16 protein-coding genes are annotated in these 18,362 nt (G+C 64.8%); 15 read left to right on the forward strand and 1 reads right to left on the reverse strand.

The features are described 5' to 3' along the window. From fapB to HU719_RS09020, 6 genes are all read left to right on the forward strand, one after another. A complete protein-coding gene (fapB, locus tag HU719_RS08995) occupies positions 1 to 573 on the forward strand; it encodes a fibril amyloid subunit FapB (protein WP_186535107.1) in 573 nt (190 codons plus the stop codon). Between the two features lie 51 nt (positions 574 to 624). Beyond that, positions 625 to 1,851, forward strand: a complete 1,227-nt coding sequence (gene fapC / locus HU719_RS09000) for an amyloid-like fimbrin subunit FapC (RefSeq protein ID WP_186517946.1) — start codon at positions 625 to 627, stop codon at positions 1,849 to 1,851. A 61-nt stretch (positions 1,852 to 1,912) separates the two neighbouring features. Further along, positions 1,913 to 2,602, forward strand: a complete 690-nt coding sequence (gene fapD, locus HU719_RS09005; RefSeq protein WP_186517947.1) for a fibril amyloid maturation endopeptidase FapD — start codon at positions 1,913 to 1,915, stop codon at positions 2,600 to 2,602. A gap of 34 nt (positions 2,603 to 2,636) precedes the next feature. Next, positions 2,637 to 3,377 (forward strand): fibril amyloid subunit FapE, encoded by a 741-nt coding sequence (fapE, locus tag HU719_RS09010; RefSeq protein ID WP_186535106.1) that lies wholly within the window; start codon positions 2,637 to 2,639, stop codon positions 3,375 to 3,377. 45 nt (positions 3,378 to 3,422) lie between these two features. Further along, positions 3,423 to 4,694: a fibril amyloid transporter FapF gene (gene fapF / locus HU719_RS09015; protein ID WP_186517949.1), complete on the forward strand. Its 1,272-nt coding sequence runs from the start codon at positions 3,423 to 3,425 to the stop codon at positions 4,692 to 4,694. 311 nt (positions 4,695 to 5,005) lie between these two features. After that, complete coding sequence (locus HU719_RS09020) at positions 5,006 to 7,207, forward strand: LTA synthase family protein (protein WP_186535105.1); 2,202 nt, start codon at positions 5,006 to 5,008, stop codon at positions 7,205 to 7,207. A gap of 4 nt (positions 7,208 to 7,211) precedes the next feature. Here the strand turns inward: HU719_RS09020 and HU719_RS09025 are convergent, their stop codons facing one another. Further along, positions 7,212 to 8,351 (reverse strand): glycerate kinase, encoded by a 1,140-nt coding sequence (locus HU719_RS09025; RefSeq protein WP_186535104.1) that lies wholly within the window; start codon positions 8,349 to 8,351, stop codon positions 7,212 to 7,214. A gap of 207 nt (positions 8,352 to 8,558) precedes the next feature. Between HU719_RS09025 and HU719_RS09030 the strand changes: the two genes are divergently transcribed. From HU719_RS09030 to HU719_RS09070, 9 genes are all read left to right on the forward strand, one after another. Then, positions 8,559 to 10,241: a WG repeat-containing protein gene (locus tag HU719_RS09030; protein ID WP_186535103.1), complete on the forward strand. Its 1,683-nt coding sequence runs from the start codon at positions 8,559 to 8,561 to the stop codon at positions 10,239 to 10,241. 80 nt (positions 10,242 to 10,321) lie between these two features. Beyond that, complete coding sequence (locus tag HU719_RS09035) at positions 10,322 to 10,828, forward strand: hypothetical protein (RefSeq protein ID WP_186517956.1); 507 nt, start codon at positions 10,322 to 10,324, stop codon at positions 10,826 to 10,828. A 16-nt stretch (positions 10,829 to 10,844) separates the two neighbouring features. Continuing rightward, entirely contained in the window at positions 10,845 to 11,864 is a 1,020-nt protein-coding gene (locus HU719_RS09040) for a beta-ketoacyl-ACP synthase 3 (RefSeq protein ID WP_186517959.1), read from the forward strand. Continuing rightward, a complete protein-coding gene (locus tag HU719_RS09045) occupies positions 11,864 to 12,871 on the forward strand; it encodes an NAD-dependent epimerase/dehydratase family protein (protein WP_186535102.1) in 1,008 nt (335 codons plus the stop codon). Before HU719_RS09040 ends, HU719_RS09045 begins: the two co-directional genes overlap by 1 nt. Continuing rightward, positions 12,868 to 13,722, forward strand: a complete 855-nt coding sequence (locus HU719_RS09050) for an MBL fold metallo-hydrolase (protein ID WP_186535101.1) — start codon at positions 12,868 to 12,870, stop codon at positions 13,720 to 13,722. The genes HU719_RS09045 and HU719_RS09050 overlap by 4 nt, the downstream gene beginning before the upstream one ends. Then, the gene (locus HU719_RS09055; RefSeq protein WP_186535100.1) at positions 13,712 to 15,070 is read left to right on the forward strand and encodes a F390 synthetase-related protein; all 1,359 of its coding nucleotides are present in this window, start codon (positions 13,712 to 13,714) and stop codon (positions 15,068 to 15,070) included. The genes HU719_RS09050 and HU719_RS09055 overlap by 11 nt, the downstream gene beginning before the upstream one ends. Beyond that, on the forward strand, positions 15,058 to 16,212 hold the full coding sequence (locus HU719_RS09060) for an ATP-grasp domain-containing protein (protein WP_186535099.1): 1,155 nt from the start codon (positions 15,058 to 15,060) through the stop codon (positions 16,210 to 16,212). The genes HU719_RS09055 and HU719_RS09060 overlap by 13 nt, the downstream gene beginning before the upstream one ends. Further along, positions 16,209 to 17,348, forward strand: a complete 1,140-nt coding sequence (locus HU719_RS09065; RefSeq protein ID WP_186535098.1) for a hypothetical protein — start codon at positions 16,209 to 16,211, stop codon at positions 17,346 to 17,348. The genes HU719_RS09060 and HU719_RS09065 overlap by 4 nt, the downstream gene beginning before the upstream one ends. Further along, on the forward strand, positions 17,345 to 18,361 hold the full coding sequence (locus HU719_RS09070; RefSeq protein WP_186535097.1) for a Rieske 2Fe-2S domain-containing protein: 1,017 nt from the start codon (positions 17,345 to 17,347) through the stop codon (positions 18,359 to 18,361). Before HU719_RS09065 ends, HU719_RS09070 begins: the two co-directional genes overlap by 4 nt. The last annotated feature ends 1 nt before the right edge of the window (position 18,362 follow it).

Consider the following 18,362-nt stretch of genomic DNA (forward strand, 5'->3'; position numbering starts at 1 on the left):
ATGAAGCCTGCACTGCTGATGCTCACCGCGCTGATCTCGCTGCAAGTGAACGCCGACCCGCAAGTGGTGAATACCGCCACCATCGACAGCTCCGGCGCCCGCTACCAAGGCGTGCTGTCGGTCAACCAGGCCGCAGGCGACGGCCAGCAACAAGCCAATGCCCGCGCCATCGCCCTTGGCCATGACGCCAGCGCCACCACCCAGATTCGCCAACAGGCGCACACCCAGGCCGATGCCTCGATGGCAGCCGGGGCCACTATCCAAGGCAGCGCTTTTAGCGGCGGCAACGGCATTCTTGGGGTCAACCAGAGCGCCGGTGCCGGTAACCAGCAAGCCAACGCGGTGCGCCTGAGTGTCAGCGCGCAACCGCTCAGTCTCGACGACAGCGTCCTCATGCAGCAGAACGTGGCGCTGATCAACAACTCAGGTGCGACGGACACCCCAGCCGGCTATCGCCAGGTCAGTACCAGTGACCAGGCCTTCACCGGTAGCCGTGGGGTGATCCAGTTGAACCAGAGCGCCGGGGTGGGAAACCGAACGGCCAACACCCTGAGCGTGCGGGTCGCCAATTGACCCAGGCAGTCAGGAACAACACTTAACCTAAACCGAGCACGGAGAATCACCATGAAACCTTCGATGGCAATCAAGCCTCTGGTTTTCGCAATTGCTGCGATCATGGCTGTGGCTGCACAGGCTGGGCAAAACGACCGCCGCGACCGCAACCACGGGCCAACTGTTGTTCAGACCAGCGCTGCGGCGACTGCTGTGGACACGCAAAACAGCACCGGCAACCGCATTCTCAATGAAGGCACGGTAAACCGCGCCGAAATCAGCAGCTCCGCCAGCGGTGCCAGCGGCAACGTCGGTATCAACGTGGCCTCCGGCAGCGGCAACCAGCAGGACAACGCTGCCGCCATTGCCAACTCAAACGCTGCTGGCATCGACAACGCCTTCGTGTTCGGCGCAGCCACTGCGACGGCCTACGTCAAGCAGTACAGCAACGACAACAAGGTCGACAATTACAACACCACCTCCTCAGCCGTCATGAGCGGCTCGGGTAACGGTGGCTCGGGCAACATGGGCATCAACGTGGCCGGTGGCGACCTGAACCAGCAGAAAAACACCATGGCGATTGCCAATGCCACCTCGCCACAAGGCGGCAACTCGGTCGCCAACGCCTCGGCCGAGCAGAACAGCCCAGGCCTGATCGTCAACAACAAGTCCGACCGCAACATGAGCGTCGACACCGTTTCGCTGACCACCACCCAAAGCGGCACTGCCAGCTTCAGCAAGGCTTCGGTGGCCAACGTCGACAAGACCTCCTCGGGCAACTGGAGCAATGAAGGCGCCTCACATGCCCAGGCCAGTGGCAGCAAGTCGGGCGAGTCCAATGCCACCAGCAACGCAACCCTGACTGCCAGCGGCGACGGCGCGCTCAACACCAACCGTACCGTCACCTTCAACAACGGCAATGGCGACCGCACCCGCAGCGTGAGCACCAGCGACTCGTTCAACGGCAACCTCAACGGCAGCATCGCCACCACCCAAGGCAGCACGTACGACTCCTCGTTCGAAAAAGCCTACGACTCGTCGTACAACAATTCGGGCCAGTCGGCATCCGAATCCCACGACAACGTCACCAAGAGCTACAGCGAGTCCAGCGCCTACGACCTGAGCAACACCATCTCGTTCCAGGTGCTGCGGCCTAACGGCTGGTCGAATGTGGTCAACAACACCGCAACCCTCAGTGGTTCGGTGACTGGCAGCTCGGGCAACCTGGGTGTCAACGTGGCGGCCGGTGTAGGCAACCAGCAAAGCAACTCGCTGGCGATCTCCAACACCTCGTACTGATCGTGTGCAGCCAAGGCCCCTTGCGAGGGGCCTTTTCCATGTAACCAGAAGGCGTTCGATCATGCGCATACCTGCCATGGCGTTGCTGCTTTGCCTGACCGGCGTTACCCCAACCAGTGAAGCGGCGCAGATGCCGCTTTCGGTGCTTCCGGGTGGTGCCGTGGTGTTCAAGCCGATCCAGAGCGTGCGCGAACGCAAGTTTGCCGACCTGGTGCAGCAGAAAACCGACTTCAGCTGTGGCGCGGCAGCGCTTGCCACCATCCTGCGCCAGGCCTACTGGCTGGATGTGACCGAGCACGACCTGATCGAAGGCATGCTGGCCCACGCCGACCAGGACCTGGTACGCACCCAGGGCTTTTCCATGCTCGACATGAAGCGCTACGTCGAAAGCATCGGCATGCGCGCCCGCGGTTACCGGGTGGCCCCGGAAACCCTGCACGAAGTGCGCATTCCGGTAGTGGTGCTGATGGACATCCGTGGCTACAAGCATTTTGTGGTGCTGCAAAAGGTCGAGAAAGGCTGGGCCTACATCGGCGACCCGGTGCTGGGCCACAAGCGTTTCAAGGTCGAGGACTTCGTCAAAGGCTGGAACGGCATCATCTTCGCGGTGATCGGCCAGGGCTATGACAAGGACAACGCCCTGCTCGACCCGCCGCAGCCGCTAACCGCCAAGAACCGCATCAACAACTTCTCACCGGTCAAGGATTCGGAGCTGATGGATTTCGGTTTTATCCGCAGCGATTTCTTCTAACTACAAAGCGGGCATGACGCTTTAGGAGCATTCCATGAAGACGCAAGCCTGGCTGACCCTGATGTGCCTTGCGGTCAGCTTGCCAACCCAGGCACAGGTATTCCAGCCGATCGAGCTCAAGGACCAGGAACTGGCCAACCTGCGGGGCCGCTATGTCATGCCGGGGCGTATCGTCAGCTTCGGCATTGTCATGACCAGCACCTGGCAGAACGCCAATGGCGAGGTGATTGGCGCGACCTCCACCATGCAGATCCAGCAATCCACCATCAAGCCGCAGTTCTACGTGACTGTCATCGACGAGAAAGGCAGTGGCGGCACGGTGACCCCAGGCACCGGCACGGTGACCGGTGGCGGCGGGCTCAACACCACCAGCGGCGTGACCCAAGTGGTACGCGCAGCCGGCGACAACAATTCGGCATTGAACAACGTCGATATCAAAGTCACCAAGGGCAGCCAAGCCACCGATGTAACGCCACAAGGCCAGGTGCTGGCACCCGGCTCGACCTTGGTCGGCGCCAATGGCGCCGGTTCCATGAGCGTCACCAGCAACGGCACCGGGGTGCAGATGAACATCGTCGCCGGCAGCAACCAGGGCAGCACGGTGCAGAGCATCGCCCAAGGCGGGCTGATGCAGAACACCACTTTGCTCGGTAATGGCAACCACGTCAGCAATATCACTTCGCTCAACGTGATGCTGCGCGACAACATCCCCTCGGGCGGTGCGTTGACCAACAATCTTGACCAGCTCAAAGGCCTACGCGCACTCGGATACTGATCTACGCTCTGTTTCATTCCATGTAGCCTGAAGGGACGGCTCCCCATGCATCGATCGTTGAGATTCAGCGCTGTCGTCTGCCTGACCACCCTGGCCCCCGCCATGCAGCTTCAGGCTGCAGCCGACCCTCAGGTCGAGGCCCTCAAGCAAGAGTTGATGGAGCTCAAACGCCGCTATGAAGCGCAGCAAAACGCGCTGATGGTGCTGGAACAGCGGGTTCGCCAGGTCGAAGAAACACCCGCCGCGCCCCAGCCCAAACGCCTGGTCAAGTCCCCGGCCGCCAGCACCCGCGGCGGCCAGGCAGTGGCTGCCAATGGCTCGGGCAGCTCGTATGGGCAGTCGCTCAAGGACGACTCGGAGCCGGCGCAGAGCGTATCGAACCTGTACGACGAGGCCAGTGGCTTTTTCGGTGGCGGCAAGTTCAGTATCGAAACCGGCATCACCTACACCCACTACGACACCCGCGCCCTTGTGCTCAACGGCTTTCTGGCGCTGGACTCGATCTTTCTCGGCGATATCAACATCGACCGCATCAAGGCCGACAACTGGACCCTGGACCTGACCGCCCGCTACAACGTCGCGCAGCGCTGGCAGTTCGACATAAACGTGCCGGTGGTTTACCGCGACTCCAGCTACTCCTCAGGCGGTGCCGGTGGTTCCGGGCAGTCTGAGTCCACCGCCAGCGTCAAGCGCGACCCGACCCTGGGCGACGTCAACGTTGGCGTGGCGTACAAGTTCCTCGACGAGACCGAGAGCCTGCCCGATGCAGTAGCAACCCTGCGCATCAAGGCCCCCACAGGCAAGGACCCTTACGGCATCAAGCTGCGCGAGGTGCCAGGCAACGACAACCTGGCGGTGCCGGAAAGCCTGCCTACCGGCAACGGCGTATGGTCGATTACCCCCGGAATCTCGCTGGTCAAGACCTACGACCCGGCCGTGTTGTTTGGCAGCCTGTCCTACACCTACAACATGCAAGACTCGTTCAGTGACATCAGCCCCGAGCAGGGCAGCAAGGTGCCGGGCAAGGTCAAGCTGGGTGATTCCTGGCAGATCGGTGGCGGTATCGCCTTTGCGCTGAACGAGAAGATGAGCATGTCGTTCTCGGTTACTGACCAGTTCGCTAGCAAAAGCAAGATCAAGCGCGACGGCGGCGACTGGCAGTCGATCACCAACAGCGACTACAACGCCGCCAACTTCAACATCGGCATGACCTTCGCGGCCTCGGAAAACCTGACTATCGTGCCCAACCTGTCGATAGGGCTGACCGACGATTCGCCTGATTTTTCCTTCAGCCTGAAATTCCCGTATTACTTCTAAGGCGCAAAGCCTCGCAGTGCCGCCCCGGTGTTTCAGGCAAGCCGCTTTTGATTGTGTAGGAGCGGCCTTGTGCCGCGATGGGCTGCGAAGCGGCCCCAGGATCTGAGCCCCATACAGAATTGCTGGGGCTGCTTCGCAGCCCATCGCGGCACAAGGCCGCTCCTACCCTGACCGCGTAAAACCTCATCGATGCAGCGGCAAGCCCGCCCGCACTTTTGGTAACCGGTGTTTTCATTCGCAACGCACCTGCCCGCGGGCTGATATCATCCAGCACTTTTGTATGTCAGTTTCATGGTAGAAGGATCGCTTACGTGAAAAACATGCTCGGCCAGCCACGCGCCCGGTTGATTGCCCTGTGCGGGTTGGTGCTGCTCATACCGCTGGGCGTGCGCGCCCTGCTGGGTTGGTCCGACCCCTTGGGCTACCTGTCAGACCTCGCCATCGGCAGCCTGCTGGTGATGCTGTTGCAACGCCGCGCCTGGTGGCTGGCATTGCCTGTATTGCTGGCCTGGGTCGTGCTGTTCGTGGCCTCGGCTGAGCTGGTCAGCGCTGTAGGCCGTCTGCCGAACGAGGCCGACCTGCATTACCTGTTCGACCCGCAGTTCATGGAAAACTCAACCGGCGGCGGCCTTTCCCACCCCTGGCTGCCCGCGCTGCTGGCCGTTGGCCTGCTGGCGTGGCTGGCTGGCGCCTGGTATGGCCGCGGTCAGCACCGCGCCGCGCTGCCGCGCAAAGCCTGGGCGGTGCCTGCAGTGCTGTTGCTGACGCACTGGGGCACGCAACACCTGCTGCCGTCCGATGCCGACCAATGGCGCCAGTACAACCTGCCGCACCAGTTGCTCAGCGCCGCCACCGGCAGCCTGCAGCAACGTGCCGAGGTGCTGGTCTATGGCCCAACCCCCGTCACGCCGCTGCCCACCAGCGGCCTGACCCAGGCCGACCTCAGCGGCCAGCGCCTGTTCAAAGGGCGCGGCAAGGCCCGCAACCTGCTGGTGATCACCGTCGAGGGCATTCCGGGCGCGTATGTGCGCACAAACCGCCAGGCGCTGGGCAGCCGTTTTGACGAAGACCTGATGCCACGCCTGAGCCAATGGGCCGAGCGCGGCATGAACACCCCGGATTACGTGCTGCATACCCACCAGACCATCCGTGGCCTGTACGCCATGCTCTGCGGCGACTACGACAAACTGGCCAACGGCACCCCCAAAGGCGTCGAGCTGCTCACCCAGCAGGTGCGCAACCAGTCTTGCCTGCCCGCGCAACTGCGTCAGGCCGGGTTCTCCACCCACTACCTGCAAGGCGCCGGGCTGCGTTTCATGGCCAAGGACCGGATCATGCCGCACATCGGCTTTGCCTCGGTGCATGGCCAGGAGTGGTTCAAGAATGACAACTACCTGGAATTCCCATGGGGCAAGGACGACCGCGCCTTCTTCGAGGGGGCCCTGGGCTACGTCGGCAAGTTGCGCAAGCAAAGGCAGCCGTGGATGCTCACCCTGCTTACCGTCGGCACCCATCAGCCCTATTCGGCACCTGATGACTACCTGGAGCGCTACGACACGCCAAAGCAAGCCGCCGTGGCTTACCTTGACGATTCGCTGGGCGATTTCCTCGACAAACTCGAACGTCAGGGCGTACTGAAGGACACCTTGGTGGTGATTACCTCGGACGAATCCCACGGCATCGACGGCGTGCGCCTGGCGTCTTCCTGGGGCTTCAACCTGACCTTGGCGCCCGAGCAGGCGAAGTTACCTACGCTCAAACACGGCACCTACGGCCATATCGACCTGGCGACCTCATTGCTCGACTACTTTGCCTTGCCGATCCCGGCAGCCTTGGGCGGGCGTTCGCTGTTCCGCAACTATGACAGCGGCCGCGAAATGATCTCCTTCACCAACGGCGTGCTGCGTTACCACGACGGCCAGGGCACGTTCACCGAGTGTGATTTCCAGCAGCGCTGCCGGCGTTATGCCAGCGAAGGCTTCATTGCCGACCAGGCGCGCTTCATCGACCGGGGCACCAGCACCCTCGGCCCGCAAATCAGCCTACTGGCCAACACCCTGGACCAGTCGCTGCTGCAAACCCCGTTGAACCTGCGCTACCAGTTCGGAGGGCCATCGCCGATTGCCCTGCAAGAGCACATCCGCGACGACTGGGCCGACAACCTGATTGGCGCGCAGTACCTTGAGATGCCCGAAGGCTCGCGAACCAAGGTGCGCATCAAGGTGCGCGCGCTCGACCCGCAGCACGAGGCGTATATCCGCCTTAAAGCCAAGGAATTCGAGCAGGACGTGCAGCTAGGCCTGCCCGAGGAGGTGCTGGTAACGGCCGATCAGCCGATGGAAATGGAGTTCGACTTCGACAACCCTACCGAGCGCAAGGCGTTTTCGTTCCACTTGCTCGGCTATGGCGGTGGTGAGGTCGAGGTCAGTGACTTCAGTGTCATCACCGCCCTGCCGGGTGAAGAAGAGCCCAGCCAGGAGCCCGACGAGCACCCGCTGGCCCACGCCGGCTAAAGCCTTAGCCAGAGCGGGCTACCCGCCACACCCGCGCCACGTCGGCGGCCCGCGCCTTGAGCAACGGGCCGGCGTCGGCGCAAGCCTGCTCAAGGGTCATCGGCCCGCTGGCGATGGCAAACGCAGCATCGATGCCGTGGGCATACAGCTGTTCATAGCCGGCGCCCAGCGTGCCGGCCAACACCACCACCGGTACCCCGTGCCCCTTGGCCACCCGCGCGACCCCGAATGGGGTCTTGCCGCGCAAGGTCTGGGCGTCGAAGCGGCCTTCGCCGGTGATCACCAGGTCCGCGCCCTGCACCAGCGTATCCAGGCCGGCAAGCTCAGCCACCACCTCTACCCCCGGGCGGAAGCGTGCGCCCATGAATGCCTTGGCCGCAAAGCCCATGCCGCCCGCTGCGCCGCTGCCCGGCTCGTCGCGCACATCGCCGCCCAGCCACTGCGCACAGTGGTCGGCAAAATGGCCCAGTGCGCGGTCCAGCTGCTGCACCTGCTCAGGGTTGGCCCCCTTCTGCGGGCCGAAAATCGCCGAAGCGCCGTTCGGGCCACACAGCGGGTTGTCGACATCTGCCGCCACTTCAACCTGCACCTCGGCCAGGCGCGGGTCCAGCTCGCTGGCATCGATACGCGCCAACTGCGCCAATGCCAGGCCACCTTCGGCCAGCGGCTCGCCGGCAGCATCCAGCAAGCGCAGGCCCAGGGCGCGCAGCATGCCGCTGCCGCCGTCGTTGGTGGCGCTGCCGCCAATTGCCAGGACAATGCGCTGGGCGCCAGCGGCCAACGCCGAGGCGATCAGCTCGCCAGTGCCCCAGGTGCTGGTCCGGCAGGCATCGCGCTGGCCGCTCGGTACCAGCTGGATACCGCTGGCCTGGGCCATTTCGATCACCGCCGTGCGGCTTTCGGCCAGCCAGCCCCAACTGGCTTCAACGCTGGTCCCCAATGGCCCACGTACACGCTGGCGACGCTGTTCGCCGTGGCTGGCGGCGACGATCGCCTCCATGGTGCCCTCGCCGCCGTCGGCCATCGGGCACTCCAGCAGTTGCGCCTGCGGCCACACCTGAGCCAGGCCACTGGCGATGGCACGGGCAACGCCTGCGGCGTCGAGGCTGTCCTTGAACGAGTCTGGGGCGATCACGATTTTCATTGGGGGGTTCTCCTGTCTTGTACTGCGCATGCTGACAGTTGCACGGCAAGCCAGCCTCGGTCGAATGCACAAAAGCGCATGGCGGTTGTTGGGCAGATGCCGCGCCTGGCCCTGCGCTGCTGAATGCACGCAAGGCTTGAACTTGCGACAGTACTGGGTTATCAAGCCAGCCGCCTCCCTTCACCGCGTAACTACAAGGACGTCCCCATGGGCAACCGCGCCTGGCTGTACCTGCAGACAGACCAAGACGGCGACACGCAATCATGCGAAATCGCCAGCGCCAACAACAACCTGCCGACCCTCTGGCAGGTGCTGCTGGCTGTAAGCGAAACCACCCAGGCAGACACCCGCCAGCGGGTCTTCGGCGATGCCGGCAGCGACGGCCTGCGCGCCCCCGCCCACGCAGCGCGGGCGCGGTTGTACGAGCTGGCCGCGTTCTTGATTGGCCGCGAACGCGCCAAGCAATCGCTGTATTGCCTGCAAATCGAAGGCGCGGCGCTGTGGCTTGAGCAGTTGCTTGAGGCCGAAGATGACGGCGTGGAGTGCTGGTTAAACGCCAACCTGGACGAGTTGTCCTGGCTCTACAGCGGTGAGCCCGAGCAGTTCATCGCGGCCGTGCGCCAGCAATGCAACGAACGCTGGCAAGCTTTGCGCGAGCGCATGGCCGCCGACGATGTCGCAGGCGTGCTGGCCTTGTTGAACGTGAACGGCGTGCAGGACGAGGACGGCTGGGCCTGGCAGTTCGGCCTGAGCGGGCTGGACCACCCTTACTTCGCTGAGACCGATGAGCCGCTACAGGTGCGGTTCGATGAGTTCGAGGCCCAGAGCGCCATCGACAACGCTCACCTTGGCCACAACCTGTACGCGTTCGATATCGGCGAGCTATGGGGCGTACGCAACGGCCGCGAGCCTGAGGCGGCAGTGCTGGTACCCGCGCAGTACGAAGGCATCTGGCCGTTTGAAAACGGTTTGGCGGCGGTCATGAAGGACGACAAGTTCGGCTTTATCGACCTGACCGGCAACCTGGCGCTGAGCCCGTGCTTTGAAAACGTAGACGACTTTTCGCCCGCCAACCTCGCCCCTGCCTGCGAAAATGGGCTGTGGGGGTTGATTGACCGCCAGGGTGACTGGGTGGTGGCGCCTGCCTGGGATGAAATGAGCTGGAGCGCCGATCTGTACGCCTGGGTCCCCGAGCGCAACGACGGCAAGGGCCTGCTTACGGCCCAAGGGCGCGCGCTGCTGCCCCCTGACTATGAGGCGCTTGGCGCGTTTGTCAGTGACATCGACCCGGCCAGGCAATGGAGCGATGCCAGCATGCGTATCGTGACAAGGCGCGAGGACAAGGTCGGCATGGTCGACTGCGCGGCCCAGCCACTGATCCCCATGGTTTATACCGGTCTGGGTAAATTGGTCTGGGTACCCAGCGATGACCCCACCGAGCTCGCCCCAGCGCCCCCAGGCGTGGCCGGCCGCTATGTGCGCACCAGCCTGTGTGTCGAGCATCCCGAATGGTACGAATGGTTCGAGAGTGTCTATGACCTGCACGCCCAGCGCCAGGTGCTGCCCGACGTGCACGAAGTATTCGGGCTGAAATGGGCCGATATGTACGGCTGGCTGTGCACGATCGCACCCGACGACCCGAGCGAATACTGCACCGAGGGCCTGCAAACCGGTATCGCTCACGCCGATGGTAGCTGGCTGCACGAGCCCATCTACGCCTGGATCGCCCAGCCCAAGATGGTGGTGTGGAGCGCTGAGCCTATCGCCGAGCACTGGAACCGCGATGCAGGAGTGCCTGCGCAACGGGCAGAAGATGGCGCAATGGTGCTGCTGCATGCCGATGGCCGGGTGGAGCCTGCCCCCCTGCAACACTGGACCTTCCAGGCATAGCGCGCCAGTTCATGGGCTGGGTAGGCAAAATCCGTTAGAATGCTGCCCCCAGCAAATACGGACATCGGCTGCCCCGCCCCATGGAACTGCACTTTTGCATCACCCCTGCTCACACCGACGCGCGCCTGGCCGAAAAACTCGCGCAGCAAACCCAGGCCCATGACCGGGTAATTGCCGCCGTCGAAGACTGGCAAAACCGTGTGCTCGCGCCGCTGCGCCGGGTGCTGCCAGCGTGGCTGATCGGCACCGGCGCACCGCGCAAGCCCTTTCAACGCTTGAACCACCGGCTGATCGAGGCGCGCCTGCGGCAGACCCTCAAGGCCGCCGAGGGCCAATACTGCCTGGCATTCGACGAGCAGGGGTTCAACCTGCGGCGCGGCAACGGTGCACCTGAAGGCCTTGCCTGGGAGCAGATCACCCACCTGCGCGAGAGCGCCGACTTCTACGCCGTGAGCGACGCCAAACTTGAGCGCAAAAAACTGGCCTACCGCATCCCCCGGCACTCCGAGCTGATGCCGGCAGACGCCTACCAACAAGGGCTGCAGGCATTTATTGCAAAGTGCCCCGTGGCGCCGCAACCCCACTGATTGTTCTGGACCCTCCATGCACGCTCCTGCTCCCTCCCCCCGCCCTGCCCGCGCCCTGAGCGTACTTGGCACCGGCCACAGCCTGCCGGCGCGCATCGTTACCAGCGCCGAACTGGACCCTGTGCTGGGCCTTGCCCCCGGTAGCGTGGCGCGCATCAGCGGCGTCCAGCAACGGCATGTGGCGGATGACACCGACACCGCCGCCAGCATGGGCGCGAGCGCAGCGCACCGGGCGCTGCACGCCGCTGGCGTGGGCCTGCACGAGCTGGACCTGATCGTGTGTGCCAGCGCTACGCAAGACCAAGGCATGCCCTGCAACGCCGCCTTGCTGCAACGCGAGCTGGGCCTTGGTCAATCGGGCATCCCGGCCATGGACATCAATGCCAGTTGCCTGGGCTTTATCGCAGCGCTGGACACCTTGTCGTGGGCGATTCAGGCAGGGCAATACCGCCGGGTGCTGCTGGTGTGCGCCGATATTGCCTCGTGCGGGCTGGACTGGCAGCAGGTCGAGGTCAGCGGCATTTTTGGCGACGGAGCCGCGGCCGCGGTGCTCGGCCCTGGCGATGGCAGCGGCGCGATCATCGCTTCACGTTTGAAAACCTATGCAGAAGGCGCCGAGCTGTGCCAGATCCCGGCCGGTGGCTCGCGCTTTCACCCGCGCCGCATCAATCAACCCTTCACACCGCTGACCAGTTTTGCCATGCAAGGCAAAGGGGTCTTCCGCCTGGCAGCCCGGCACTTGCCGGAGCTGCTCGACGACCTGCTCAAGCAGGCCGGGCTCACACTTGCCGACATCGACTGGGTCATCCCCCATCAAGCCAGCCAGCAAGCCATGGCCCATGCGGCCAAGCGTTTGAGCCTGCGCCCGGACAAAGTCGTCGATATCTTTGCCCATCACGGCAATCAGGTGGCCGCCTCGTTGCCCACCGCGCTGGATATCGCCGTGCGCGATGGGCGCATTCGGCGCGGGCAAAAGCTGATGCTGATCGGCACCGGCGCGGGCCTGTCCCTCGGCGGCATGATCATGGTGTTCTGATGAAAGTGCTGATCACCGGGGGCACCGGGTTCATCGGCCGGCATCTGGTCTGGCAGCTTGCCGCGCAGGGCTGCGAGGTGCACTTCAGCGGCCGTAACGCCAAGGCAGCCGCCGAGGTAATGGCCCTGAGCCCTGCCGCCGTGCGCTGGTTGCCACTTGAGCATGGCAGCGCAACGGCCGCCGCCCGCCTGGCCGAAGCCAGCCAGGGGCTTGACGCCATGGTGCACTGCGCGGCGCTGTCCTCGCCCTGGGGTTCGCCCGAGGCGTTTCGCCAGGCCAACCTCGATGCCACCGCCGAGGTGATCAATGCTTGTCGCAGCAACGGCATCGCCCGCCTGGTGCACCTCTCGACCCCGAGCCTGTACTTCGATTTCAGCGACCGCTTGGGCGTGCGTGAAGACCAGCCGCTGCCCACCCCAGTGAACACCTATGCCCGCACCAAGGCCCAGGCAGAAACCTTGCTGGCCCAGGCGCAGTTGCCGGCCTGCGTGATCCTGCGCCCCCGCGCGGTGTTCGGCGCCTGGGACGCCACCTTGATGCCACGCCTGCTCAGGGTCATGCGCCAGGGCGCTATCCCGCTAATGCGCGGCGGCCAAGCGCAGCTTGACCTGACCTGCGTGGAGAACCTGGTACACGCAGTGTGGCTTGGGCTGACCCAGCCGCTGCCGCGCCCGCTGTGCGTGTACAACCTCAGTAACGGCACGCCGGTGGCCTTCATCACGCTGCTGCAACAACTGGCCAGCCAACTGCACTTGCCGCTGCGCACCCGCCGCCTGCCGTGGCGGCTGGTCGATAGCCTCGCACGCCTGCTGGAACTCAAGGCGCGCTTGGGCGATGGTGCCGAACCCCTGATAACCCGCTATGGCGCAGGCGTGCTGGCCTTCAGCCAGACCTTGGATATCAGTGCCATCCAGCGCGAATTGGGTTACCAGCCGGTACTCAGCCAGGCAGACGGCATCCGCCGTTACGCTGAGTGGTGGCACGCACAACAGGCGGCAGGCGCATGACCCGCAGCGTGCACCTGAACATTCTGCGCGCCGGCTGGTGCCAGCACCTTGAGTGCATGGCCGACCGTGGCGGGCGCCTGGCGCCGGTGCAGTTCCCTGCGCTGTGCGGCCTGATCCGCCACCCCGACCACGGCTGGATTCTGTACGACACCGGCTACGCCGAACATTTCTTCCAGGCCACCCGCCGCCTGCCTGAAAGCCTGTACCGCAGCGCTGTGCCGGTGCATTTGCCTGCCGCCGAGCAGCTCTCGGCGCAGTTGCAGGCCTTGGGCATCGGCGCGGACGATATCCGCTACGTGATCATTTCGCATTTCCACGCTGACCACATCGCCGGGCTACGCAACTTCCGGCAGGCCCGCTTCATCGCCCTGCAGGCCGACTACCAGCACCTTGAAAGCCTGCGCGGCAAGCGCTGGCGCGCCACCCTGGGCGGCCACCTGCCGGCGCTGCTGCCTGATGACTTCGGGGCGCGGCTGCAATTGGCCGATAGTTGCGCCCCCTGCGCATTGCCGGGGTGGATGGCCCCGTTCGAACACGGCTTGGACCTGTTTGGCGATGCCAGCTTGATTGGCGTGCCGCTGCCAGGGCACAGCGCCGGCCAGTTAGGGTTGTTTGTGCCGGATGCCCAGGGCCGCCCGGCGTTTCTGGTCGCCGATGCCTGCTGGTCGGCAGCCGCCTGCGTTGCCGGGCGCCTGCCGGCCGCGCCGGCGCTGTGGTTTGCCAGTGCCGACCGGCAGCGCTACCAGCGCACCTACCACGGCTTGGGCACGTTGATGGCGCGCGAGCCGGCGCTGGCAGTGCTGCCATCGCACTGCAACCGGTCATGGGAGGCCTTTGCCAATGAACGTTGAACGGCTGCTCGGCAGCCTGCGTAGCATCGGCGCGTTCATTTTCAGCCGCTATGCCCTGCGTTTTCACAGCCGCAGCCGGCTGGAGGCTTGGCAGGCGCGCCGCCTGGCGCGCTTCATGGGCCAAGTGATACCCCGTGGCCAGCGCTTCAGCGGCTTGCGCCACCGCCATCTGCAAAGCCTGCCGCTGATGGATAAAAGCACCCTGATGGGTGATTTTGCCGGGTTCAACACCCGTGGCCTGAGCCTTGAGCAGGTGTTGCCGGTGGCCCTTGAGGCGGAACGTTCCCGGGACTTCAGCCCGACCTTTGGCGATATCACCGTGGGCTTGTCCAGCGGCACGTCCGGGGCGCAAGGGGTGTTTCTGGTCAGCAGCAAGGAGCGCCAGCGCTGGGCCGGCATTCTGCTGGCGCGCACCCTGCCGCGGGCACTGCTGCCGCGCCTGGTTTGCCCGTGGCTGGCCCCGCTGCGCATCGCGTTCTACCTGCGCGCCAACAGCCGCCTGTACACGACACTGGCCAGCCGGCGCATCGACTTTGCTTTCCACGACCTGACCCTGGGCCTTGCGGGCTCTTTGCAACAACTGCAGCAGCAACGCCCCGACGTACTGGTGGCACCGGCTACGGTGTTGCGTGGGTTGGCCGAGGCGGCCCTGGTCGGGCGCCTTGACATCGCTCCCCAGCTTGTGTTTTCGGTGGCCGAAGTGCTGGAAAGCACCGACGCCGAGCTTGTCGAGCGCGCCTTCGGCCGCAAGCCCCGGCAGATCTACCAGGCCAGCGAGGGGTTTCTGGGCTACACCTGCGAAGCCGGCACGCTGCACCTGAACGAAAGCCATCTGCATGTCGAACCGCAATGGCTGGATGCCGAACGTACCCGCTTTCAGCCGATCATCACCGACTTTTCGCGGCGCACCCAGCTGATCGTGCGGTATCGCCTCAACGATATCTTGCGCGTGGCTGACGCGCCCTGCCCTTGTGGCCGCGCCGAGCGCGCCATTGCGGCGGTCGAAGGGCGTGCCGACGAGGTGCTGTGGCTGCCGCACCACCACGGCAAGCACCTCGCCCCGCTGTACCCCGATGTACTGCGCCGCGCCTTGCTGATGCTCGGGCCGGCGCTTGGCGAATACCAACTGCGCCAGCAAGGCATGGACTGGCAGGTCGACCTGCTGGCCCGCGACGATCATGCGGCGCTGTGCCAGCAGGTCGGCGCCGCACTGACCCAGTTGTGCCATGAACAAGGCCTGCAACTGCCAAACCTGCACTTTGGCCACTGGCAGGCACCACCCGCACAGCACAAACGCCGCCGCCTGTTGATGCTGCAACTGCCCCAAGGATTGCCATGCGTGTACTGATTCTTGGCGCTCGCGCCCCGGCCTGCCTGGAATGGGCGCGTGCCTTTGCCGCTGCCGGCTGGCAGGTGACCGTCGCCGATTCCCTGGCCCAGCCACTAAGCCGTTTCAGCCGCGCCGCCGAACACTTCGTGCGCCTGCCCGAACCGCGCAGCAACCCCAACGCCTGGGTTGACGCACTGGCGGCCGTCATTACTCAACAAGGCATCGACCTGCTGTTGCCCACCTGCGAAGAGGTGTTTTACCTGGCCCATGGCCTTGAGCACCTGCGCCCTCTGTGCCGGGTGCTCACCTGCGACTTTGCGCTGCTGCACCGCTTGCACCACAAGGGTGATTTCGCCGCCATGACCGCTGGTTGGGCAGTGGCGGCGCCGGCCACCCAGGTGCTGCACGATCGCTCGGCGCTCCCGGCACTGGCTGAGGAGGCTGACAAATGGGTATTGAAGCCGGCCTATTCGCGCTTTGCCTCACAAACACTGGTGCGCCCTTCTGCTGCGCAAATCGCCAAGCTGCAACCCAGCGCCGAAGTGCCTTGGGTGGCGCAGCGCTTCGTCGCGGGTCAGGAATACTGCAGTTTCAGTGTATTGCTGAACGGCCAGTTGCGCGCCCACAGCAGCTACCGGCCACGCTACCGCGTCGGGCGCGGTTCGGGCATCTACTTCGATAGCTGCGCCCCGGCGCCGATCCGCGCCTTTGTCGAGCAATTCGGCAGCGCGACCGGCTACACCGGCCAGGTGGGTTTCGATTTCATCGAGGACACCCAGGGCCGTTTCCATGTGCTCGAATGCAACCCCAGGGCCACCAGCGGCGTGCACCTGTTCGACGACCAGCGCGCGCAGTTGGTGGCAGCCCTTCATGAGCAAAGCACCAGCCCGCTGCTGGCTACCGAGCAGCCGCGCATGATCGCCTTGGCAATGTTGCTGCTGGCGGCGCCGCAACGGGTGTTCAACCGCGGGTTTTGGCGCGACTACGCCGATGCCCGGGATGTCATCGTGCAGGATGGCGACAGTGGCCCGCTGCACGCGCAATTGTTAAGCCTGGCCGAAATCATTGGCCGCGCCGTGACCCGCCGCTGCGGCCTGCTGGCGGCTTCTACCGCCGATATCGAGTGGAATGGCCAGCCGCTACAGGCACCGCACCCATGAAGCTGTTGATGCCCGAACAACTGGCCCTCGCGCCCCCGCAGCCCGGCGACAGCCTGGCCCGCCATTACGTCAGCAGTTGCGCAGGCGGTGCGCTGATCGGCAATGTCAGCACCGAAATGGCCTTGCTCGACACCGGCCGGCAGCAGTTTCCGGTGAGCATCAACCATGGCACCGGGCCTGCCGATAACTGCTATGTGGTCTCGCCGCAGACCGCTTACAGCGGCTATGCCCGCGAAGAACTGCAGCGCCTGCGCAGGCCGTGGCTGGCCGGCCCGCTGAAATGCCTGACCCAGGCCGTGGACCGCTTGCTCACGGCCGCCAAGGTTGACCGGCTGGTGCAGGTCAACAACTGGCTGCTGTCGACCAACCTGTACCCAGCCGACTGGGACGGCGCCGACCTTGCGTCGATCACCGAGCTGCTGCGCAGTCGTTTCCCTGACCATGGCTTTGGTTTCCGGTCGCTCAACGACTTCAGCAATGCCGAACTGCGCCAGCGCCTGCAAGTACTGGGCTACCTGGCAATCCCCAGCCGCCAGGTGTACCTGTTCGATGGCCGAGCAGGCGCGCAGTCGGCGTTTCTGCGCCACCACAACACCCGCCTCGATGCCACGCTGCTGCGCCGCAGCCCTTACCAGGTGGTGACGGGCGAAGCGCTGGAAGCGGCAGACTTCCAGCGCATCGAGCAGCTTTACAACCTGCTCTACCTGGACAAATACAGCACCCTCAACCCGCACTACAGCGCCGCTTGGCTGCAACGCGGGCACAGCGAAGGCTGGTTGCAACTGCGCGCCTTGCGCAACGCCGAGGGCCGTATCGACGGCGCGTTGGGCTGGTTCGCCAACAGCACCCTGCTCAGCACGCCCATCGTCGGGTATGACACCGCCCTGCCCCAGCGCACCGGCCTTTACCGGCAGCTCACGCGCCTATGCCTGCAAGAAGCCGCAGACCGCCGCCAAGTGCTCAACTTCAGCTCTGGCGCAGCCGCCTTCAAGCGCCTGCGCGGTGGCCAGCCGCAGATCGAGTACAGCCTGGTGTACGTCGCACATTTGCCGCGCGCCCGGCGCCTGGTCTGGCAGGTGCTGGCTTGTCTGCTGCAACGCATTGGCGTGCCCCTGATGAGGAAGCTCAAACTGTGAACACATCCAGCGCCTGGTGGCCGGTCGCGCTCAGCCACGCATTGCGTGACCAACCCTTGGCCTGCACCCTGCACGGCGTGCCGCTGGTGGTGTTCCGTGATGCTGCAGGTGCGGCGGCGGTGCTGCCCGATCGTTGCCCGCACCGCTTCGCCCCATTGAGTGCAGGCAAAGTGCGCGACGGGCAGATCCAGTGCCCCTACCACGGCTGGCGCTTCGACCCTCAAGGCCGCTGCACGCAGTTGCCCGGGCGCCCGCAACAGGCATGCACCCAGCCGCTGTTGCAACCGCTGCTCAGCTGCGAAGCCCATGGGCTGGTGTGGGCCAGCCTTGGCGCCGAACCGCCGCAGCCGCCCCCCGTTGCGCCGGCCCCGCAGGAGCAGGCGCTGGATATCTTCTGGATGAGCGACCGGGTGCGTTGCACGCTGCAGGACGCCGCCGAGAACTTTCTCGATGGTTTCCACACCCATTTTGTCCACGCCGGCTGGATCCGCCATGACCGCAAACGCCAGCAGATCAGCGCCTGGGTGCATGCCTTGGCAGACGGGGTTGAGGCGCAATACAGCGAAGAGGCCACGCAGTCAGGGCTGATCTCGCGCCTGTTTGAAGGCGAACGCGGCATCAGCATGGGGCGTTTTCGCCTGCCCGGATTGGCAGAGATTGAATACCGCGACCGCCAAGGGCGCCTGAACCTGCTGGTCAGTGCCTGGCTGGTGCCCGCAGCCGAGGGCGAGCTGCGGCTGTTCGCGCGCATCGCCACTGCTCGCGGTCGCGCCCCTGGCTGGCTCAAGCGTGCAGTGCTGCAGCCAATGTTCGCGCTGATACTCAGGCAGGACCGGCATATTTTGCAAAGCGTCAGCGCCAACCAGCAGCGCTTCGCCCAAGTACCGCTGCGCTGGCACCGTCAGGCACCGCTGGACAGCCACCAGGACCTGCTCGGGCCGTGGATCCGCCAGTTGCTCGCCCACGGCCAGTTGCAGAGCTTCGAGGAACGCCGCGAGACGTTCCTCTTGTAGC

The sequence above is a fragment of the Pseudomonas farsensis genome, from assembly GCF_014268805.2.
Taxonomy (GTDB): Bacteria; Pseudomonadota; Gammaproteobacteria; order Pseudomonadales; family Pseudomonadaceae; genus Aquipseudomonas; species Aquipseudomonas farsensis.